The sequence below is a fragment of the Salipaludibacillus daqingensis genome, from assembly GCF_029891575.1.
GTDB classification, from domain to species: domain Bacteria; phylum Bacillota; class Bacilli; order Bacillales; family Salisediminibacteriaceae; genus Salipaludibacillus; species Salipaludibacillus daqingensis.
The window spans coordinates 370,209-392,261 of the sequence record NZ_JARZHF010000003.1 but is presented as its reverse complement, the minus strand read 5'-3'; the positions used below and the strand labels follow the sequence as shown (position 1 = coordinate 392,261).

Annotated in this window: 12 protein-coding genes; 9 read left to right on the top strand and 3 right to left on the bottom strand. The window is 40.9% G+C overall.

Annotation, left to right across the window (positions count from 1 at the left end):
- The first annotated feature begins 272 nt into the window (after positions 1-272).
- Positions 273-2,063, top strand: coding sequence for a HEAT repeat domain-containing protein (locus QDN89_RS21990; protein WP_425335385.1), 1,791 nt, complete (start codon positions 273-275; stop codon positions 2,061-2,063).
- 46 nt (positions 2,064-2,109) lie between these two features.
- Here QDN89_RS21990 and QDN89_RS08550 read toward each other — a convergent pair whose 3' ends face one another.
- Positions 2,110-2,700 (bottom strand): molybdopterin-dependent oxidoreductase, encoded by a 591-nt coding sequence (locus QDN89_RS08550; protein ID WP_280769691.1) that lies wholly within the window; start codon positions 2,698-2,700, stop codon positions 2,110-2,112.
- 196 nt (positions 2,701-2,896) lie between these two features.
- Between QDN89_RS08550 and QDN89_RS08545 the strand changes: the two genes are divergently transcribed.
- Positions 2,897-3,925, top strand: coding sequence for an LLM class flavin-dependent oxidoreductase (locus QDN89_RS08545; protein ID WP_280769690.1), 1,029 nt, complete (start codon positions 2,897-2,899; stop codon positions 3,923-3,925).
- A 206-nt stretch (positions 3,926-4,131) separates the two neighbouring features.
- The gene (locus QDN89_RS08540) at positions 4,132-4,794 is read left to right on the top strand and encodes a GGDEF domain-containing protein (RefSeq protein WP_280769689.1); all 663 of its coding nucleotides are present in this window, start codon (positions 4,132-4,134) and stop codon (positions 4,792-4,794) included.
- A 140-nt stretch (positions 4,795-4,934) separates the two neighbouring features.
- Here the strand turns inward: QDN89_RS08540 and tnpB are convergent, their stop codons facing one another.
- Complete coding sequence (gene tnpB / locus QDN89_RS08535) at positions 4,935-6,107, bottom strand: IS200/IS605 family element RNA-guided endonuclease TnpB (protein ID WP_280769688.1); 1,173 nt, start codon at positions 6,105-6,107, stop codon at positions 4,935-4,937.
- A gap of 269 nt (positions 6,108-6,376) precedes the next feature.
- On the opposite strand from tnpB, the gene QDN89_RS08530 reads away from it, so the two are divergent.
- Positions 6,377-7,234, top strand: a complete 858-nt coding sequence (locus QDN89_RS08530; RefSeq protein WP_280769687.1) for a S1C family serine protease — start codon at positions 6,377-6,379, stop codon at positions 7,232-7,234.
- 348 nt (positions 7,235-7,582) lie between these two features.
- Complete coding sequence (locus QDN89_RS08525; protein ID WP_280769686.1) at positions 7,583-13,837, top strand: pullulanase; 6,255 nt, start codon at positions 7,583-7,585, stop codon at positions 13,835-13,837.
- Positions 13,838-14,162: 325 nt separating this feature from the next.
- Here the strand turns inward: QDN89_RS08525 and QDN89_RS08520 are convergent, their stop codons facing one another.
- Entirely contained in the window at positions 14,163-16,223 is a 2,061-nt protein-coding gene (locus tag QDN89_RS08520) for an ATP-binding protein (RefSeq protein WP_280769685.1), read from the bottom strand.
- A 338-nt stretch (positions 16,224-16,561) separates the two neighbouring features.
- Between QDN89_RS08520 and QDN89_RS08515 the strand changes: the two genes are divergently transcribed.
- The 4 genes from QDN89_RS08515 to QDN89_RS08500 all read left to right on the top strand — a co-directional run bounded on the left by QDN89_RS08515 (position 16,562) and on the right by QDN89_RS08500 (position 22,040).
- Positions 16,562-18,421: a sigma-54-dependent Fis family transcriptional regulator gene (locus QDN89_RS08515; protein ID WP_280769684.1), complete on the top strand. Its 1,860-nt coding sequence runs from the start codon at positions 16,562-16,564 to the stop codon at positions 18,419-18,421.
- A gap of 201 nt (positions 18,422-18,622) precedes the next feature.
- Positions 18,623-19,639 (top strand): thiamine pyrophosphate-dependent dehydrogenase E1 component subunit alpha, encoded by a 1,017-nt coding sequence (locus QDN89_RS08510; protein ID WP_280769683.1) that lies wholly within the window; start codon positions 18,623-18,625, stop codon positions 19,637-19,639.
- A complete protein-coding gene (locus QDN89_RS08505) occupies positions 19,639-20,673 on the top strand; it encodes an alpha-ketoacid dehydrogenase subunit beta (protein WP_280769682.1) in 1,035 nt (344 codons plus the stop codon). Before QDN89_RS08510 ends, QDN89_RS08505 begins: the two co-directional genes overlap by 1 nt.
- A gap of 83 nt (positions 20,674-20,756) precedes the next feature.
- Entirely contained in the window at positions 20,757-22,040 is a 1,284-nt protein-coding gene (locus QDN89_RS08500; RefSeq protein WP_280769681.1) for a dihydrolipoamide acetyltransferase family protein, read from the top strand.
- The last annotated feature ends 13 nt before the right edge of the window (positions 22,041-22,053 follow it).

Sequence of the window (22,053 nt, the reverse complement as noted above, 5' to 3'; positions counted from 1 at the left end):
AGTAGATTGGTAATAAAATGCGGGGGGAGTAGCAAGTGTGAGCATGAGTGCGTCAAGATGACGGACAAACTTCTTCAAACTTAAAATGGTTTAGTAAAGGACGTTTTATGTTGCGAAAAAAGAGGAATCGAGTATTGAAGTATGTAAAATTGTCATAAACAGGCTGAAATATGCGGTATGATAGAAATTCTTCTTGCTTTCCACTTTCATGGATGGATACACTTGAGGTAGATAAACTCTTTCGAAAAAAAGAAGAGGTGTGATGAAGTATTATGGATAGGCAATCATATTTAATTAAACTAGAAAACCATTTGGTTTCAGATAATCATATAACGAGAAAATTTATGTTAGATATACTAGCAACAAGTTTTGTAGGAGACGAAAGTACGTTCATGTTAGGGCTCGAGGCGAATAGAAAAAATAGAGTGATAACAGGTACAAATGAACATTTAGCTTGTCTGAAAAATTTGCCGATGCCTTCTGAAGGTGTAAGGCGATTGTTATCCGATTTGCGAGAGGATAGTTCGGAGCAAGCATCCCATTATGTAACTTTGCTTAATCATGCTGATCCTTGTCTCGTTAAGATGTTTCAAAAAGAGATAGCGGACGTTTTAAAAGATAAAGGAGTTAATGTCGCAAATTTATCATTTTATACCGATCTTTGTTCGGATCCGAAAGATATTATCATGCAGAAATTACAAAGTGTCATTCAGAAAATGAATGCTGCTGAATCGTTCAATCGCAATCATTTTATATTAGGAAAACAAATGATTGAATTAATGGCAAAACGAGAATTAATTGGAGATAACGAAGTTTTATACAGGTTACAAAAGATGAAGAGAAGACTGAAGCTGACGCAGAGAGATTTGTACGATATTGTTCTTGCCGGTGTGATGAGAATGGAAGCGGCGATTCCAAAGTTAGTTGTTTTGCTGACTTTACATAGCGAAGACGATATTTTTTCAGAAGAAGTCGTTAATGCACTCGCTAGAATTGGTACAGATGAAGTGGTGAATGCGGTTCGACCGTTGATAGAGGATAATCAAGTTTGCTTTCACGCGATTGACATTCTAGGTAATATCAAAACAGATTATGCTAAAAAAGTATTGTTAGACACATTTCATCAATCGAACCGATCAGATGTTAAAACAATGATCGCCGCTAGTTTATGTGAACAATTCTCCGCTGAAGCGATTCCTGTTATTGAAGAATTCATTGATGAAGGTTACGAAAGGTGGCTTTTACCACTAGAAAGACATCTATACTGTAACTGTGTTGTAAATGGGGTCGACCATCCTAAATTAAAAGAATGGAAATTAGTGGGAGAGAACCTAGCTCCGGATTTTTCAGATGAACACGAAGCTGATGATGCGGCAACATTAGAAGAAGTAACGGTACAAGAAACAGTAAATGAAGATCAAGAGTTATCATATGAAAAAACTGGGAGTTTAGAAGAACAAGATTCTTTCGAATTGGAAACAGATGAATCGGAAGAAGATCATACGAAAGCAGAAACAATAGAATCAGAAGAACGAGTTCAATATGAAGAGGTAGAATTGGAAGACATATCGAACGAAACGGCTGATCTAAAGGAAGAAAAGGAACCGTTTGAAGAGGATAGGACTGATGAACGGGACGCCATCGATGACGGTGATGTTTCGACGATGGATGAACAAATGATTGATGAATTTTCGAATAGTCAAATGGAGGAAACACAACAAGTTCCTGAAGAAGAACCACAGCCTATCATTAATCAAGAATCTGTAATGGAGGAATCGGTTGACTCTGTATCACAGAGATCAACTCAGAATGAGCTCAAAGATGAAATAGTAGAGGACGAGCATTCAGGAAAAACGGAAGAGGAAAAGAAAAAAACTTCACAAAAACGTTCAGAGAGAAAACAGACGCAACAGAAGGTTTCAAATGAGGAAATTCAAGCAGCTATGGAACGCCTTCTAAAAATAAGAAATCAAAATGAAGCTCAGAAAAAAGTCGTGAAAGTTGGTCGAAATGATCCTTGCCCATGTGGAAGCGGGAAAAAATATAAAAAATGCTGCCTGTAAAACGAAACAAGCACCTGCTTAAAAGTAGGTGCTTGTTTGTCGTACTTTATTTATAGCGTTCTTCTTTGAAAGGATCGGCTGTCATGGAATAACCTAATTCCTCCCAGAAACCTTCCTCGTCTTCTTTCATAAATTGGATTCCTGACACCCACTTTGTTCCTTTCCATAAATAGAAAGAAGCAGGAGGGATAAAGCGGAGTGGATACCCGTGTTTTGGGGAAATTGTTTCCCAGTCACGATGCTCGTCTTTCCACTTGTACACAAATAATGCGTCGTCCCCTAACAATTTTTCTAATGGGAGGTTCGCTGAATAACCAAACCGGTCCCCATTGTAATAGCCAAAAATTTTAACGAAGTTAACGTCTTCTTTTAGCTGAACTTGTTTTAACAACTCTCGAAAAGCGATACCTTCAAAAGCATTGCCAAATTTGGACCATGTTGTCACGCAATGCATATCGATCGACGAGGTTGTTTTTGGAAGAGACATCACATCATCGTATCGTAACGTGACTTCTTCCTTTACTTCGCCAAATAGTTTGAATGTCCACGTATCTTGATTAAATGAATAAACATCTCCTTGGTGCAAGACGGGCCACTTATCTGTTTCAAATTGCCCTGGTGGTAGTTGATTAGTCATGACAGTCACCTCTTTTTAGAAAAATATTTCGACTAGCTAAGCAAATTGTTGTGCTTCTATTATTTTCATTGATAAACTTACGAGTGGAAGGGAAACGTAGCTTGTATCCGTAACCACTTCATTCGTTTTTGTTTGAGATAAAATAGGAAGCTACGTTTGGAATGAAGACTTATGTAAAACGAAAGGGGACGCATTCATGTCTACAAATCATCGTAACAAACAAATAGAAGAAATACCATTGTCTGTGCTTGACCTTGCACCGATTGTGGAAGGGGCGGAAGCAAAGGATGCATTTAGCAATTCATTAAGTTTAGCCCAAAACACGGAGAAGTGGGGATACCACCGCTATTGGTTGGCAGAACACCATAACATGCCAGGGATCGCAAGTGCTGCTACATCGATATTGATTGGACATGTGGCCCAAGGAACGTCAACCATCCGAGTTGGTTCTGGAGGCATTATGTTACCGAATCACGCTCCGCTTGTCATCGCAGAACAGTTTGGAACTCTCGAATCCTTGTTTCCAGGTCGAGTGGACTTAGGATTAGGTCGAGCACCAGGGACAGATCAACGAACGGCTTCCGCGTTAAGACGAGGGCTTGGCAGTGGAGGAGATGACTTTCCTAACCAGCTGGAGGAGTTACGAACATACTTTAATCCAGACTTAGCAAACGGAGTGTTGCCTGTTCATGCAGTCCCAGGGGAAGGGTTGGACATTCCTATTTGGTTGCTCGGTTCAAGTGGTTTTAGCGCTCGTTTAGCTGCAAAAGAAGGATTACCGTTTGCCTTTGCCAGTCATTTTTCACCAGAGAATACGATTCCAGCACTGAATTTGTATAATGATTTGTTTGAGCCATCAGATGTACGAAAAGAACCGTATGCGATGGTTGTAGCGAATGTCGTAGCAGCCGATACACAAGAGGAAGCGGAATTTTTAAGCACGTCGATGGAACAGCAGTTTCTCAACTTGATTCGTAATACGCCTACTAAACTATTGCCACCGGTGAAAAATATGGACGAATTGTCTACTGACTATGAAAAGGTAATTTTGAAAAAGCAATTTGGTTCAGCCATCGTCGGAACAGGTGAGGTAGTGAAAGAGAAACTTCAACAGTTTTTAGAAGAAACAGGAGCGAGTGAAATGATGATTCATTCGCAAATATTTGATCACCAAGCAAGACTCCGTTCGTTTGAGATTGTTGCTGATGTAACAGAAAGAAAGTAATTTTATCGGAAAAATAACGTAAGTGGATCTTCAATGACATCTACTTAGCAACACGATACGAAAAACAGCTGGCGATGGTCAAGCTGTTTTTTTCTTTTAAAAATCACAAATAGTAACATTTGTTAAGTATAATAGAACCATAGTCGAAGTTAAGTACCTTTTTTACATAGATAATAGAAACATAGTTTCTCAAAGGAGGGAAAAAGGTGAGGATAACCGGAAGAACTTTCTCGATTCTGTTAGTTTTCTTCATCCAAACAGCTTATATTTACTATTATTTCCAAAGAGATGGTTTTGTAGGTATTGGTGGTTGGATGGGGTATCCACTCTTACTCCCAATTGGTTATTGGACGGGATATCAATTCGATAAAGCTAAGTTCCTCTCAGAAAAGGATTGGTTGACAGGTTTGTACAACCGTCATTTTATTGAGTCGAAGATGAATAAATTTGTTCATAAAGCAAAACGAAACGATGAGAAACTGTTTATCATCTTATTAGACTGTGACAAGTTTAAGGAAATAAATGATGGATATGGCCATAGAACAGGAGATCTTGTTCTAAAAGAGATAGCATTGAAACTGAAGCAATATGATCGAAAAGTATTTGCATCAGCAAGGTGGGGTGGCGATGAATTTCTCATTGTTGGTTCTTGTTCATCAAACAAAGATGCTAATGACTTTGTTGAAGACTTGCAACAAGAATTAGTCGCTCTTACTGTACCAAACCTCAACAAACCTTTGTCTGTTTCGATAGGTTTAGCCATTGAACATTCTCCAGAATCGAGCATGAGTGTGCAATTTCTTATCCAACAAGCAGATCAACATATGTATAAACGAAAAAAAGAGAAACATGAGCTAATTTATACGTAAATACATACCTAGGAATTGCAAACGTATTTGATAAATATGAATGAATTTAGTCTCTTTTGAACTACCCACCACTTCATTGCTCTTACGAGCTATTTGAAGTGGGGGATTCCTAAGAACACCTTCGTAACCGAAAGTTTTGATTAGGCTATCCCCGTCGCACCGACGGTTAGAAGCCTTATAGCTTCATTTTTAAGATTTAATCCTGCGTTAATATCACGGTCGTGATGCACGCCACAAACACACGTCCACTCACGCAAATTCAGATCTTTCACGTCTTTGTTTTTATAACCACAACTGGAACATCGTTGGGAGCTAGGGAAGGTTTTACTTACTTCCACCACCGTCTTCCCGTACCATTTCGCTTTATATTTCAACATTGTCTTAAATTGAAACCAAGATACATCAGCGATCGATTGCGCTGTTTTCTTATTTTTCATCATGTTCGATACTTGCAGACTCTCTACCCCGATAATATCGTGATTTTTGATAATATCCGTCGAAGTCTTATGCAAGAAATCTTTCCGCTTGTTTTCCATCTTTTCGTGCATTCGAGCGACCTTGATTCGTTGCTTATTCCAGTTGCTAGAACCGATGACTCGCCTTGATAGAACCTGTTGAGCCTTTGCTAATTTTTGTTCTATCGACTTGAAATAACGATTGTTTCTGTATCTTGTTCCATCTGCAAGGATAGCGAAGTCTTTTAGTCCTAAGTCAACGCCTGTACTGGCGTTTGTCTTCGGCATTTCAACAACTTCTGTTTCAGCTAAGATCGACACAAAGTACTTACCGCTTGGGTTGCGTCGTATAGTCGCATTGATGATTCGTCCATCCACGTCACGACTTTTAGCAAACCGAACAAGACCAAGCTTCGGCAACTTGATGTGTTTACTTGAAACAGCGATATTTCCATTGGTTTGCTTTGTGGTATAGGACTGTACCTTGTTCTTTTTACTTTTAAATGTAGGGGCTTTGGTTTGTTTTTTATAATACCGTTGGTAAGAATCAGCGAGGTTTTCAACGGACTTTTGCAGGGAAATACTATCCACTTCTTTTAAGAAAGTGTAATGCTCTTTTAATTGGCGAACCGCCTTAACTGACGCGTATTTGTTGAAAAACTCTCCTTTCCAGTTATTTGAAGGTAGCTGACCGTTTTGCACCATTTCTTCGACGATGTACCAGTATGCGTCTTTTTGTTTCTGCTTACCGAGGAAGAAATTGAAAACAAATCTAGAACAACCGAGCGTTTTATGAATGAGATCGACCTGTTTTTGGTTAGGAAAAATACGAAATTTGAACGCTTTTTTTACTACCATGACAACACCTCAATTACAGGAACGTTTGTTCTAATTATATCATGAGGTGAGTCTGTTGGCTATCGCCAATCGCCATTCATCTCCCCCTTATTTCTGGGCTAAAAGCCCTTCTCGCGATGGAAGAGAGAGTCTTCTGTCGGAAAACGATAAATTCCAATTTAATTGAAAATAATTGAAAAAAAAGTTTAGAGAAAATAGGTCAAAGCTCATCAAATTGATGTATAATTGTTAGAAAATAGATCAAATGGATGAAAAAGAGAGGGAATGCCATGTTCTGTCGAAACTGTGGAGTAGAATTGGTAGGATATAGTGATTCCTGCCCAAACTGTAGATTAAAGCAACCTCCTTCTCGAATGACTTATTTCGTATCTGTCCTCCTTGTCCTCGTGCTAGGGATTGGATTGGGCCTGATATCGATGTTTGCTTACGATTTTTATACGACATCGGAACCGGTCATTTCTACACAAGTATCAGAGTGGAAGGAAATTAATAAGGAGTCTGTTACATTTGCGGTGCCGAAATTCATTGAAGAAAGAGAAGCACCTAGACATCTACCGGAAGTAATAGCCGAGGCGCAACACTGTGTCTACACGGTTAGAACATATCGGGAGCAAGGATCAGGTTTTTTATATAACGAAGATGGGATCATTGTTACGAATGCTCATGTCGTCGCAGGGATGGAAAATGCAACGATTATCACTCAAAATGAGAACGAATATGAAGGCGAAATAATAGGTTTTTCTGAACGTTTTGATGTAGCCATTATTCGTGTAAAAGAATTTGAAGGGAGAGAACCTTTCCCTATAGATGTAGAAGAAGAATACATGACAGGAGAAGAAATTGTTGCTCTTGGAAGTCCTAGTGGCGTTCAAAATACGGCTACGGTTGGACATATTACGAACACAAACCGTAATTTAACGATCAATCGTTATGAATATGAAGACTTGTATGAGATTTCAGCAAAAATAAGTAAAGGAAGTAGTGGAGGTCCATTACTATCTCAAAAAAATGAGAAATTCATTGCTATTAATGCGGCTAAAAGTCTTGCAGACCCCTCCATAGGTTATAGTATTCCTCTATACAAAATTGAATCTCTTATCACTGAAATGATTGAAAACGAAGCATAGGATAGAATTGGGCTAAAAGGCATAGGTAACTGTGCCTTTTTCTTTTGTTGAGAAAGGAAAAAGTAGGATACTCATAGTCAATTAGACAGATGAATTATGAGAAAATTCCGTGTAACATTAGTAGATGAAGAAAGCGTTTGCATAAATGTGGTGTATGACCCGTGCAAACTAAAACATTTTTTTAGCCTTTTGTGCAAACGTTTTCGCAAAACTATTAAACGTTACGTTTTTAAAAGAAGGGGGTTAGCAAGGTTATAGTAACAATAATGCTGTTACGTAAAACCTACGAAAAATGAAAGCGGTTTTAACGTAGCTAATAGTCTATTAAAAGGAGTGGGAGAATCATTGATGAAGCGTAAAACGAAGCGTTATTCTGCAATGTTTATGGTAGTGGTCATGTTAATGAGTATAATGCCAACATTTTTGGGAGTTCAACCCGTTAAGGCGGAAGAAAGTTCAAATGAAGATACAGAAGGAACGCAAGAACGTTCGTCGATCGAAGACAATCATTTACGGATACATTTTGAAAATGGAGATCTTGACGTTTCCGAATTGGGACTTTGGCTTTGGGGAGATGTAGCAACAGCATCTGAGGAAGAAGGTGACTGGCCAGACGGTAAATCATTTACTGAAGACCAGATGACAGATTTTGGTCCTTACTTGGATGTTGAGCTAAACGAGAATCCTAAATTAGTTGAAATGAATGTATTATACGAAAGCGACAACTTACTAGAAGGACTAGAAGTAGACATTATCTCAGAAGATATGAACGAAGTATGGATATCTCAAGAGGGGCATGTTTCGCTTTATGAGCCAGCTGATATAGGTGAAAACCAAGTTCGTGTTCATTACTTAAATGAAGATGGATCGTATGAACCTTGGGGCGTTTGGGCTTGGGGAGATGTATCAGGTTCTTTTAATGAATGGCCGACAGATGCGCAACCGTTTTCCGAAGAACAGGTTGGAAAACATGGCGCTTATATAGATCTTGATCTTATTGAAGACGCTAGTCAAATTGGTTTCCTTTTTGTTAACCGTGAAGAAGGCGATGAACAGACTGATGACATGAGTTTTAATGATTTAGAAAATCACAATCAGATTTTTGTCCGAGAAGGGGACTTAGAAGTCTATACAAACCCTTATTACGTCTCGGAAGAGGAAGAAGAAGTGGATTACAAAGACGGAGAGTATGACATTTCTGTTAGTGGACAAGTCTCCTCTTCCTTTAATTACAATGAAAATGCTGTCTTAACTGTCAATATTGACAACAATGATGGCGTTGGTATTAAAGAAGTTTTTGCAGACTTGAGTGAGCTTGGTGGACCAAGTGAAAAACAAATCGTGACGGATACGAATGATGTATCGATTTCTGTTCGACACGACGTTGAACCTGGCGAGAAAAACATACCGTTAACTGTTATAGACGAAGATAACGGAGTATATACAGGAACGGCAACAGCTGAAGTTGAAGCGCGTGGCGAGAAAAACGGGGACTTTGACTGGGACGAAGCGATGATTTATTTCATGTTAACGGATCGCTTCTATGATGGAGACCCGAGTAACAACGATCCTTATGACATTGGTTATGAAAACTATGATAATGATCGTGGTACCTATCAAGGTGGAGACTTCAAAGGAATTACGCAAAACCTCGATTATTTAGATGATTTAGGGATTAACACCATTTGGATTAATCCAATTGTTGAAAATGTTGGACATGATGTTGAATTTGCTAGTGAGGACGGCTCATACTTTGGATATCACGGGTATTGGGCTAGCAACTTTGAAGAATTGAATCCGCATCTCGGTACGTTGGAAGATTTCCATGAATTAATTGATTCTGCAGCGGACCGTGACATGAAAATCATGGTCGACGTGGTTCTAAACCATCCTGGTTATGGCGTGAAAGAAGAAGACGCTCTTCCAGAAGAAGAACAACCTGACGGTTATCCAACAGCGGAAGATCGAGACCGTTTCGAAGGGATGATCCGTGACGAGCCTGGTTCCGACGATTTAACGATGGAATTAGCCGGTTTACCTGACTTCTTAACAGAAGAAGCGGATGTTCGTGAGACAATCATTGATTGGCAAACGAGCTGGCTTGAACGATCGACAACGGAAAGCGGCAATTCAATTGATTTCTTCCGTGTCGATACAGTAAAACACGTTGATGATACAACTTGGCAGCAATTCAAAAATGATTTAACAATGGAAATGCCTGAATTCAAAATGATTGGTGAATCATGGGGCGCTGGTCCGAATAATGACCACGGCTACCTCAATAGCGGGATGATGGATTCCTTGCTTGATTTTGATTTCAAAAATAGTGCACGAAGGTTTGCACAAGGGAATTTAGAAAGTGTTAACGCAGACCTTGAAGAAAGAAATGCTGGAATCGACAACACGGCGACACTAGGTCAATTCTTAGGTAGTCACGATGAATCTGGATTCCTTTCTCATCAAGTAGATGGAAATGAAGGCATGCTTAAAGTAGCGGCAGCGCTTCAAGTGACAGCTAAAGGACAACCTGTTATTTATTACGGGGAAGAACTTGGTCAATCTGGAGCAGATAACTGGCCGTATTATGATAATCGTTATGATTTAGATTGGGATAATGTCGAAGGCAACGACATTCTTGCGCATTATCAATCTGTCCTTGCTTTCCGTGGCGAGCATTCTGAAGTTTTCGCCCGTGGAGAAAGAAGCCATATTGCTGGATCAGATGAGGAAGAATTCCTCTTATTTGACCGTACGTATGGTGACGAAAGCGTTTATGTTGGTTTGAACGTCTCGGAAGAAGCGCGTGAGGTAACACTAAACGTTGATTCGGTAGACGTGGAAGTAACAAACCATTATAACGGAGAATCGTTTGAAGCGAATGAGGAAAATGAAGTAACGATCACAATGCCAGCCATGGCTGATGGTGGAACGGTTCTATTGACAGCTGCTGGAGGCGACATTATTAGCTCTGACAGTGGAGATGCTGGTGACGGAGATTCATTAAGAGTCCATTATGAAACAGAAAGCAACGACTTTTCTGACCTCGGTTTATGGGTTTGGGGAGATGTCGTAGAACCATCAAATGGTGACGAGTGGCCGATGGATGCGCTGCAATTCGCTGATGGTGGAACAACAGATTACGGTGCCTATGTTGATGTGGACTTAATTGACGGCGCAGAAATGGTTGGGATGTTAGTCGTCAATCATGAGGAAGAAAATCTTACTGGTGATATAGAAATTGAACTAGATGATTTCGATGAAATTTGGTTGTCACAATCTGGTGACGTGTCATATGAAGCACCAAGTTCATCAGAAATTGCAGATAACACGCTACGAGTTCATTATGAAAATGAGGAAAATGACTTTTCCGGACTTGGTCTTTGGGTTTGGGAAGATGTTGTAACGCCGTCAGAAGAAGTTGACGGATGGCCAGATGGTGCGACACCGTTTTCTGAAGGTGGAACGACAGACTATGGAGCATACGTAGATGTTGATTTATTGGAAGATGCTGAAAGAGTAGGTATGCTTGTCAATAACTCGAATGGAGAAAACATCACAGGAGATGTATTTGTTAACTTACTCTCCGATGATATGAACGAAGTTTGGCTTTCAGAAGAAGGAGACTTGTTCTTATATGAGCCGGTGGATCTTCCAGAAAATACGGTTCGCGTTCACTATGATCGAGAAGATGGAGCTTATGAACCTTGGGGATTATGGACATGGGGCGACGTATTAGAGCCGACAGATGGCTGGCCTGATGGCGCGCATCCATTTTCTAATGATAATGTTGGAAAACATGGAGCTTACTTTGACCTTGATCTTCAAGAAGATGCAGGTCAAATCAATTTCTTGATTCTCAACATGGAGACGGGAGATCAAACAGGTGATATGTCTTTCTCTGATCTAAATAACCATAACCATATTTTCCTTCGTGAAGGAGATGAGACGGTTTATACGAACCCTTACTATGTGTTTGAAGAAGGCTTAGAGCATGGAGAGGTTCTGTCTGATGAATTAATTGAATTACGTTTTTCATCAACAACTGATTTTTCCGAAGAAGAGTTAATGGAAGGGTTAGAAATCACAGATAGAGACGGAAACGAGATTAATGTTGATCGTGTCGAGAAAAACGAAGACGACAGAACGGTTAATGTGTATGGTACGTTTGATTTAGACCGTGCTCCGTTCACTGTATCGTTTATGGATAAATCTATTCAGGCGGCGATTGGATGGCGTTTGAAAGATGAAATGTACGCATACGATGGAGATTTAGGTGCTGATCTTCATGAGGACGGATCGGCGACGTTGAAAGTATGGTCTCCTAGTGCGGACAACGTATCGATTGTCTTATATGACGCTGATGATCAGTATTCCATTGTCACAGATGATGTGGACATGGAGCGAGGCGATCGTGGCGTTTGGGAAGTGACACTGGATGAAGAGAACACAGGAGTCGCGGACCTTAATGGATTTTACTATCACTATGACATTGAACGCGACGGGGAATCTGTGCTTGCGCTAGATCCTTACGCATCGTCAATGGCAACATGGGACAGTGGAAACGTTGATGAAGTGCCAATTGGTAAAGCTGCAATTGTGGATATATCATCCATTGGTCCAGAGCTGGAATTTGCTGAAATCGATGGCTTTGAAAAGCGAGAAGATGCGATCATTTACGAAATTCATGTACGTGATTTCACTTCAGACCCAGACATCGATGATGAATTAGAAGCACAGTTTGGTACCTTTGCATCGTTTGTTGAAAAACTCGATTACATTGAAGATTTGGGCGTCACGCACGTACAACTTCTTCCAGTAATGAGTTACTTCTTCGCTGATGAGTTTAACAATGATGAGAGAATGCTAGATTATTCTTCAACGCAAAACAATTATAACTGGGGCTATGACCCACATAGTTACTTCTCTCTAACGGGTATGTATTCAGAAGATCCGGATGATGCAGAGAAACGAATTGAAGAATTTAAATTGTTAATTGATGAAATTCATGACCGTGGTATGGGTGTGGTTCTTGATGTGGTTTATAACCATACGGCACGAGTTGAAATTTTTGAAAATCTTGAGCCAGAGTACTATCATTTCATGGACGCTGATGGCACGTCCCGAACGAGTTTTGGTGGCGGACGCCTAGGAACAACACATGAGATGTCACGACGAATCCTTGTTGATTCGATCATGCATTGGGTCGAAGAATACAAAGTCGATGGCTTCCGATTTGATATGATGGGCGACCATGATGCAGAAAGCATTCAGATTGCCTATGACAAAGCGAAAGAAGCAAATCCAGATATCGTCATGATTGGCGAAGGTTGGAGAACGTTTGTTGGTGATGAAAATGGTGGCGATGTCATGCCTGCCGATCAAGATTGGATGGAGTTTACAGAATCAGTTGGTTCTTTCTCTGATGAGTTTAGAAATGAACTGAAATCAGGTTTTGGTAGCGAAGGTCAACCTCGATTCCTTACAGGTGGGGCTCGTGACATTAAGCAAATTTTCGATAATGTAACGGCAAATCCACACAATTTCACAGCAACAAATCCAGGTGATGTGGTGCCATATATCGCAGCACACGATAACTTGACGTTGCATGATGTGATTGCCCAATCGATCAAAAAAGATCCTGAGCACAACCAAGAAGAAATTCACCAACGTATTCGCTTAGGAAACTTGATGGTGTTAACATCGCAAGGAACATCGTTCATCCATGCTGGACAAGAATTTGGGCGTACGAAACAGTTCCGCGCAGAAACAGACGAAGCACCATACAAGTCAACATATATGGAAAGTGAAGATGGTACGCCATTTGAATATCCATATTTCATTCACGATTCCTATGATTCAACAGATGCGATCAATATGATCGAGTGGGACAAGGCGACAGACGCAGAAGCTTATCCAATCAATAACCAGACACGTGAATACACGACAGGATTGATTGAATTACGCCGATCTTCTGACGCTTTCCGATTAGGTACGATGGATGAGATTGCGGAAAGAGTGTCCATGATCGAAGCTCCTGAAATCAACGATCAAGATTTGATTATTGGTTATCGAGCAGAATCTACAGATGACACAGGAGAGTACTTTGTGTTTGTGAATACTGATAATCAAGAACGAACGTTAACATTGGAAGATATCGATTTAACTGAAGGAGTCGTTGTGGTTGACGGCAATGAATCAGGAACTGTAGAAGTTGCCGATCCAACTGGATTTGAGCTTTCTGCTGATCATATCTCCCTTGATCCATTAACTGCCGTTGTTGTAAAAGTCGGTGGGGAAGAAGATATTCCAGAAGAGCCTCAAACGGCAGCAGACATGTTAGCTGATTTAGATGAGGTCATGAGCGATTACGTTGAATCTGGTGATATTCGCGGACCACTTGTTAATCAATTAAGCAACACAGTGAGACAAGCGAAGCACCATGAAAACAACGGTCGTCACTTGCAAGCAGTGAAATTTATGGAAAACTTCATGAAACATTTGAATCGGGGCCCTAACGCCCGTCACATTGAGGATGAAGCAAAAGAATCTCTAGAACAGCATGCAGAGATAATTATGGAACAATTGGAAAATGAAAAAGAATAACTAATTAAGCCGCAGTTCGGTCTCCTTCGAGGAGACCTGAGCTGCGTTTTTTATTGAAGGAAGGAGTAGTGAATCGGTCTAACCTGGGAATTTATTTACGTAATGTTTATTTTAAGTTACTCCTTGTTGTTTGTTGATCTGTTTTCAGAAGAATTTGGTAATAAAATGGGGATTAGTGCCACAAGTTTGAGCGTGACCGCCACAAAATTGGGAACGAGTGCAACAAGCGAGTAGTTAAGGGCTAGAAAATGAAGGTGAAAAATAGAATCCCACGATTTCATAAATAACACAAGACCTCCGAATATCGATTCGGAGGTCTTGTTAGCTAGTTTTCTTTCAATGGCAACGTAATAAAAAATGTTGATCCCTGGCCAATATTGGGGTGAACACCTATTGTGCCATTATGACGTTGAACAATTTCTTTTGCTATCGATAAACCTAAACCAGCACCTTCCGTTGTATATTTTGCCTCGTTACTTCGGTAAAAACGTTCAAATAGATGACTAGCTTCTTGTTCATCGATTCCGATACCTGTATCGATAAATTGAACGAGCAATTCATTATGTTTATTAATATCAAGGTGGATAGTAATTTTTCCGCTCCCCCCTTGCAATGCTTTTCTTGCATTGGTGACTAGATTGACAAACACTTGCTCCATTCGATATGGATCAATAAGGATAGTAAGCTGTCTATCTTCAGGAATGTGATCTTCATAGGAAAAGCACACGCTATCTTTCGTGAAATCGTTACGGTAGTTTTTGAAAAGAGAGTACCAGAAATGACGGGCGTCTGACAGTTTCAAATGAAATGCCATATCGTTTGTGTTTATTCTCGATAGCGAATCTAAGTCATTAAAAATCTTTGTTAAATAAATGACTTTTTGGTTGATGATTTGCATGTATTTTTCATTAAGAGGAATAACACCTTCAGTCATACCTTGAATGTAACCTTTCATCGTAGTAAGTGGTGTTCCTAGCTCATGAGACACGTTGCTTAACAATCTTTTTTGCGATTCGTGAGCTTCTTGAAGTTCTGTATTGGTTTCAGATAATTTTAGATTGGATGTTTGTAACTCGGCCGTTCTTTCTTCAACTTGATGTTCTAACGTTTCGTTGAGATCACTTAACCGTTTAGATAATCCTTCAATATGCTCGTAGGAGCGGGCGTGGTTTCGCGAAAGATTATACGATTGGGAAACGAGAAACAATAGCATCCCAACGGAAGTTAGTTCGGCTGTTTGAATGAGATTATTAAAGTATAAAATATCATTAAAGATAGTTAGCCAAAAGAAAATCATCGCAGCTAAACTTAATTTCATTCCGTTAGGTTTTTGAATGAAAGCAAGGATATAAACATAAACGAAATACAGAAAACTAAGAAAGATGATAATTTGAAAAGGCGTCATTGTTAAGGTATAGATATAAGCGGGTGTCACAATGACGAACAAACTGAAAATAGCGAATGATCCAACGATAATGTTGCGAATAAGTTTGTTCATTACTCTTTTAAATTGTGTGTAGGCGAACATTGCAAAAAACATCGTACCTAGCGAAGCACCTAGATATTCGAATTTAACCATGACTTCCCAACTCATTGATGGTAACAAATATTGCGCCAATCCTTCTTCGATTGTAACGGCTCTCGTAGCGATTGCTAAACATGTTGCAGAGAAAAAAAAGGAACGCCAGTCTTTACGTCGAATTGAAAATAAGGAAAAATAATATAAGCCTAGTGCAAATAAACTTGCAACGATGATAGCTCTGTAGATGATCGACGTTTCGTGAAATTTATAAAGGGTGTCTGGGTTTCCTAAAAGGATCGAATCATAAATTCCTGCTTTTCTCTGATGAAAATTGGATATTTGTAAAACAATATCGATCCTTTCTCTATCCGCATAAAAATTAACTACTTGTGGGATGTTATCTGGTTCACTGTTTTCTATGTTTTTTCCTACTGTTCCACTAGTCGCCAATGATTCTCCGTTTATCCAAAGTTCGTAAGAGGAAGCGACACTAGGTATGTAAAGAGAATGAACTTTTCCAATATCTTCTGGAAGGATATTTACTTCTAAGTGAAATGTCCCATATCCTTGTCTGGAAATGGTTTCAGTTGGGAGATCGTAAGAATACCAATCACTAGGAACCGGGACAATTTGAGCGCTACTTGTTGAATCTTTATCGATATCTTCTGGAGTCAATAACTCTTTCCAATGAAATTGCCATTCTCCATCCAGTTCTATTCCTTCATCAATCGGCTCATCTATATTGACAATCCCACTCGTTGCATAAGGTAGTTGGAGTTCGTCAGGGGCGCAAGCAGTTATGAAAGGAATCAATAGAAAAATTAGGTATAAAGTTTTGATGTTAATTTGATATTTATTCCTCATATTGCCCCTCCTTTTTTAGGCTAATTATACCATGCAGAAAATAAAAATCTGATTTTTTTCGACAAAGTTCTTTCTTTTTTAGTGAAAAAGCAGAGTGTTGATGGGTTCCTCCGACCATCCAATAAAAAATTCAGTTTATTTTCAGAATTTTCGCATATAATTTTAGTTAGACGTAGTATAATGAAAAGATAGACAAGCAGGCGGTAAAATTATATGTGATATTTTAAAAGTATTCGTGCATTTCCCCAAAGGATAAAGCTATTCATTAGGCTCACTAATTGATGATAGTCGTGTCGAATCAGCCATTATTTTTGATTATGTCATGTGGGGTGTGAAAAATGGAAGAGACGATGAAAAAGCAAGTTTGGCGGCGCTTTGTAGAGGATGGAGCGTTAGATTCAGCACGGATCAACAGGCGGATCATGGAGTCATGGTATTTTTGCAAAAGTTCTGGGGTGAACCCCTTTGACGGAAAAGGGGTTCAGTTACTGAGTCTCGATGCGTTAAAAGAACGACAGAGAGTGAATGCCCAATTGCTCGAAGTATCGCTTCCGTTTTTAAATAATTTGCACAATCTATTTAAACATACGAAGTCGATTTTGCTTCTGATCGATCCAGAAGGTTATGTCCTTAAAGTCATTGGCGGGTCCGATGCGTTGAAATACGCTCAGGACATTAATTTTGTCGAAGGTGTGAAATGGACGGAAGATTTAGTTGGCACAAATGCAATTGGAACGGCGTTAAGAAATCAAGAGGCTATTACGGTCGTTGGTGCGGAACATTATTCGATTGCTTCACAGAACTGGGTTTGTTCTGCCGCACCTATCAAAGATGCTGATGGAACACTGTTAGGAGTATTAGATCTATCTAGTAGGATCGGCACATGTGATCACGAGCATACGTTAGGAGCTGTGGTGGCTTCGGCTTATGCGATAGAACATGAATGGCAGTATAGAATGAAAGAAGAGGACGAAGAATTGTTAGAAGTGGCACAGCGATCAGAAGGAAGCGTGCCTCCTTTTGTTCTATGCAATCGAAAAGATGCGTTACTGTACGTTCATCCGAGTTTAAAACGTTTAACATCATCCCTTTCGAAAAAATTAATTAAAGCCGAACTAAAAGAGATGGGTTATACGATTACGATGAAGTTGCCAGTGTTTTCCGAAAAATCAGGTCGGTTGATCGGATATCAGCTTTGTCTCACTGAAAAATCGAGGGGAATGCAAGTGAACCTTAGCTTACCAGATAAAGCTCCGTTTGTTTTCCATGGTGTGACGGGAGTCAGTGGTCGCTTTCGTTCCGTGTTAAGGCAGGCGGAACAAGTAGCGGAGACTGATATCCCTGTTCATCTTACTGGGGAGACTGGTACGGGAAAAGAATTATTTGCGAAGGCCATTCATGAAAATAGCTCACGACAAAAGGGTCCTTTTGTAGAGCTAAACTGTGGTGCGGTTCCCGCAAGCTTATTGGAAAGTGAGTTGTTTGGTTATGTACCGGGGGCGTTCACTGGGGCAGGAAAAACAGGCTATAAAGGAAAGTTGGCCCAAGCAGATGGGGGAACGTTATTCTTAGATGAAATAGGTGAAATCTCTCATTCGATGCAAGTGGCCCTATTGAAAGTACTAGAAGATCAGCGCGTGACAGCATTAGGAGGAATGAAAGAAACGCAGCTTAATTTCCGACTCATTACGGCGACAAATCAAGATTTAACGGCGATGATGCAAGCAGGAATGATTCGAGAAGACTTTTATTATCGACTGTATGTATATCCGATTAAACTCCCTTCGTTACGGGAGAGAAAAGAAGACATTGGTCACTTTATTCATTGGTATTGTGATCGTCATCATTGGAACGTCCATTGGTCGAAAGGGATGATTGATGCGTTTATGAGTTTCTCTTGGCCAGGAAACATTCGTCAACTCTTTAACAGCTTGGACAGGATCCGGGTTTCTTATGGTGAGGAATTACCTTCCATAGAGGAGCTACGAAACTGGATTTTTCAGCAACAAGGGTGTGAACTTAAGAGCATTGGTCGTTTGCAAGTGTCGGATACGCTATTGACGTTTCGGGAAGAAATGGAGAAAAAAGAAATTCAAAAGGCGTTAGAAGAAGCAAATGGGAGGGTGCAAGAGGCGATTGAGAAGTTGGCGATGCCGAGAAGTACGTTTTATCGGAAGTTGAAAAAGTACCAGCTATAATTAATGAGACGATTTGAGACAAATTGGGACAGGCTCCCGTTTTGTCTCATTTTTTTATGAAGAGATATCGTTGCACATCAATGGTGTAAGCGCTTACTTAGTTGGCATGGATGTTGCATAGTAGTTAAGTAGTAAAGATATGAAGGAGGTGGCAAGCGCGGGGGAAGTCTCTTCAAAAACTTATAAAGGAGGAATCTAACAATGAAAGTATCTGAAGAAATGGTGCAAGGGATTACAACCGAAAAAGCGAAATGGATGTACCAGAAGATGTGTGAGATTCGGGTGTTCGAGGATCGTGTGCATGATTTGTTTGGACAAGGTCTTTTGCCAGGATTTATTCACTTATATGCCGGGGAAGAAGCGGTAGCTGTTGGTGTGTGTGCTCATTTAGATGATAAGGACAGTATTACGAGTACACATAGGGGACATGGACACTGTATTGCTAAAGGCTGTGAGCTGGACGGTATGATGGCGGAACTCTATGGGAAAGCGACAGGTTTGTGTAACGGCAAAGGTGGTTCGATGCATATTGCGGACGTGGAGAAAGGGATGCTCGGCGCGAACGGTATTGTCGGTGGTGGATTCCCACTTGCAGCAGGGGCAGGGTTAACGGCGAAGTTGAAGAAAACTGGTGCTGTTGCTGTCTGTTTCTTTGGGGACGGAGCGGGAAATCACGGAACGTTCCATGAAGGGATTAACCTCGCAGCAATTTGGGACTTGCCAGTTGTGTTTGTTGCTGAAAACAATGGTTACGCGGAAGCAACGCCGTTTGAATATGCATCAAGCTGTACGAATATTGCAGATCGTGCGAAAGGATATAACATTCCAGGAGAAGTTGTCGACGGGAAAGATGTCACAGCTGTTTACGATGCAGCCCAGAGAGCGGTTGAGAGGGCTCGTAAAGGAGAAGGACCATCGTTAATTGAGTGTAAAACGTATCGTAACTATGGTCACTTTGAAGGGGATGCACAAAAATATAAAACTGCGGAAGATAAAAAGAGTCACGTGGAGGAATTGGATGCCCTCAAAAAATTCCGTGACTATTTGATCGAGCAAGAGTTGGTTTCAGAAGCAGATTTGGATGAAATGGAACGTTCTGTAAAGGAAGCGGTGGAACATTCCGTGAAATTTGCAGAAGAAAGTCCATTGCCAACAGCGGACGATTTGACGAAGGACGTATACGTTTCGTACCAAACTCAGGAAAGAGGTGAACAATAATGGCGAGAATGATTACTTTTTCAGAAGCGATCAATGAAGCGTTGCAATTAGCTATGCGTAAAGATGAGAACGTGATTTTGATGGGGGAAGACGTGGCTGGTGGAGCGGAAGTCGATCACCTTCAAGACGAAGAAGCATGGGGCGGCGTTATGGGTGTCACATCAGGCCTTGTTCAGGAGTTTGGGCGCGATCGAATTCTTGATACGCCGATTGCGGAAGCTGGTTATATAGGAGCAGCGGTTACAACTGCTGCCACAGGCATGCGTCCAGTGGCGGAGTTGATGTTCAACGACTTTATTGGAAGTTGTTTGGACGAAGTAATGAACCAAGGTGCTAAACTTCGTTATATGTTCGGCGGGAAAGCAAAAGTGCCACTAACGATTCGGACGATGCACGGAGCAGGATTTAGAGCAGCGGCGCAGCACTCGCAAAGTCTTTACGGCATGTTCACCGCAATTCCAGGGATTAAAGTTGTTGTTCCTTCTACGCCATATGACGCAAAAGGATTACTTTTAGCAGCGATTGAAGACGATGATCCGGTCATTTTCTTCGAGGACAAAACGCTTTATAACGTGAAAGGGGAAGTTCCTGAAGGGTACTATACGATTCCGTTAGGACAAGGAGAGATCAAACGGCCTGGTAGCGACTTAACGATTGTTGGGATTGGAAAACAAGTGCAAACAGCTTTGACGGCAGCAGAACAACTGATGACAAAGGGCATTGAAGCAGAAGTCATCGATCCACGAAGCTTATCGCCACTTGATGAAAATATTATTTTAGATTCGGTCATGAAGACGAATCGATTGATCATTGTGGATGAAGCCAATCCACGCTGTAATATCGCAACAGACATTTCAGCGATGGTAGCGGATAAAGGATTCGATTATCTCGATGCTCCAATAAAAATGATTACCGCTCCTCACTGCCCAGTACCATTTTCACCAGCATTGGAAGACATTTATCTCCCAACGCCGGATAAAATTCTCAAGGTTGTTGCTGAAATGATCGAGGACGATTCGATCGTGAAACTCTAAAGAAAACATGATAGAGGTGTGGACAGACGCTCTGTTCGCACCTCCTTTACTAGGAGAGAATCAGGGAATGGAGGTCGATGTTGATGGCAGTGGAAATTATTATGCCAAAATTAGGAATGAGTATGACGGAAGGAACGGTCGTTCTTTGGCATAAAAACAAGGGCGATACAATCAAAAAGGGAGAACCAATCGTATCGATTAGCTCAGAAAAAATAGAAAATGAAGTAGAAGCACCTATGGACGGAGAGCTGATAGGAGTGAACGCCGAAGTAGATGATGTCGTTCCAGTTGGAAAGGTAATCGGCTACGTCGGAGAACCAGGGGAAAAAGCCCCCGAACAAAACAATGATGAACAAGCGATTGCTTCTGGCTCAACCGATCAAGAGCAAGAAAGCTCCTCCGTCGCACCTGCAACAGCTACAGCGACAGCAACGGCAGAGAAAACGGAAACAAAGCTGAAGTCAGCCCCTTCAACAGGTGGACGTAAACGCGTATCCCCTGCAGCAAAGAAGTTGGCGAGACAACAAGGCGTTGATATAGAAACTGTCGATGGGACGGGGCCACAAGGTCGAATTACAAAAGAGGATATCATGAGAGCAGCGGAAGAAAAACAAGCCGCACCTGCTCCGACAACACAACCGCCCGAACCACTAGCGGACACGATTGAAACAAAAGAACCAACAAAGAAAAACTTTGGTGGAATTCGCAAAGTTATCGCTCAACGGATGCATGAAAGCATGCAAAATAGCGCACAGTTAACGATGATGCGAAATGCAGACGTGACAGCTTTGATGTCATTCCAGAAAAACATCCGAAAAGACTTAGAATCAACGGAACGAGAACTGAAAGTCACGATAACTGATCTGTTAGCCAAAGCGGTTGCAATGGCGCTCATCAAACATCCAGAAATGAATAGTGCCCAAATCGATAACACGATTTATCAATACCATCACGTTCATTTAGGCATTGCCGCGGCCAATGATAAAGGGTTAGTTGTACCCGTGATTTTCCATGCTCACGAGAAAAATATCCAACAGCTATCAGCTGACATCCGTGCCCTTGGGCAAAAAGCAAAGGATGGCACGTTATCAACAGAAGAAATGTCTGGATCTACCTTTACGATTACGAACTTAGGCAGATCAGGAATTTCCTTTTTCACACCAGTACTAAATCCACCTGAAATAGGCATCCTTGGCGTTGGTGCCATCGAGGAAATGGCTGTATTCCAAGACGGAGAAGTTGTACCGAAAAACAGACTCCCACTAAGCTTGACGTTTGACCACCGCATCATTGACGGAGAGCCAGCAAGTCGCTTCCTTGATACGGTGATTCGCTATTTGGAGCATCCGTATAGTCTGTTAGTCTAACGACGACAGAGGA

What these genes read in the sequence shown, in the direction of transcription:
- QDN89_RS21990 (WP_425335385.1), top strand. Translation starts at nt 273, where the DNA reads ATGGATAGGCAATCATATTTAATTAAACTAGAAAACCATTTGGTTTCA.
- QDN89_RS08550 (WP_280769691.1), bottom strand. Translation starts at nt 2,700, where the DNA reads ATGACTAATCAACTACCACCAGGGCAATTTGAAACAGATAAGTGGCCC.
- QDN89_RS08545 (WP_280769690.1), top strand. Translation starts at nt 2,897, where the DNA reads ATGTCTACAAATCATCGTAACAAACAAATAGAAGAAATACCATTGTCT.
- tnpB (WP_280769688.1), bottom strand. Translation starts at nt 6,107, where the DNA reads ATGGTAGTAAAAAAAGCGTTCAAATTTCGTATTTTTCCTAACCAAAAA.
- QDN89_RS08530 (WP_280769687.1), top strand. Translation starts at nt 6,377, where the DNA reads ATGTTCTGTCGAAACTGTGGAGTAGAATTGGTAGGATATAGTGATTCC.
- QDN89_RS08525 (WP_280769686.1), top strand. Translation starts at nt 7,583, where the DNA reads ATGAAGCGTAAAACGAAGCGTTATTCTGCAATGTTTATGGTAGTGGTC.
- QDN89_RS08520 (WP_280769685.1), bottom strand. Translation starts at nt 16,223, where the DNA reads ATGAGGAATAAATATCAAATTAACATCAAAACTTTATACCTAATTTTT.
- QDN89_RS08515 (WP_280769684.1), top strand. Translation starts at nt 16,562, where the DNA reads ATGGAAGAGACGATGAAAAAGCAAGTTTGGCGGCGCTTTGTAGAGGAT.
- QDN89_RS08510 (WP_280769683.1), top strand. Translation starts at nt 18,623, where the DNA reads ATGAAAGTATCTGAAGAAATGGTGCAAGGGATTACAACCGAAAAAGCG.
- QDN89_RS08505 (WP_280769682.1), top strand. Translation starts at nt 19,639, where the DNA reads ATGGCGAGAATGATTACTTTTTCAGAAGCGATCAATGAAGCGTTGCAA.
- QDN89_RS08500 (WP_280769681.1), top strand. Translation starts at nt 20,757, where the DNA reads ATGGCAGTGGAAATTATTATGCCAAAATTAGGAATGAGTATGACGGAA.